At 36.0% G+C, this 242-nt stretch carries 1 protein-coding gene; it reads left to right on the forward strand.

Annotation, left to right across the window (positions count from 1 at the left end):
* Positions 1-242: hypothetical protein (locus tag SCA31_RS25190; RefSeq protein WP_410699667.1), on the forward strand; the 242-nt coding region annotated here is incomplete at both ends.

Raw genomic sequence — 242 nt, forward strand, 5'->3', positions numbered from 1 at the left:
GTATTATACAGATACTTTTGTGCATGATTACAATTCATCTACGCCAAATGCTGCAGCAATCAATAAAACCACTGCACTTCAAAAGATAGCAGATGAATTAAAAATTTCAGAAGTCGCTAATTTCTCAATCCTTGGATTTCTGGAAAAAAATGGAAAGAGAGCTAGCTCAGCGAATCAAAGGTTAGTCTATGCCAATGACGGGAATGGGAATTTACGTCTCGCTTACGAATATATTTTACAAG

The organism is Chryseobacterium sp. SIMBA_028, assembly GCF_046535285.1.
Lineage (GTDB): Bacteria > Bacteroidota > Bacteroidia > Flavobacteriales > Weeksellaceae > Chryseobacterium.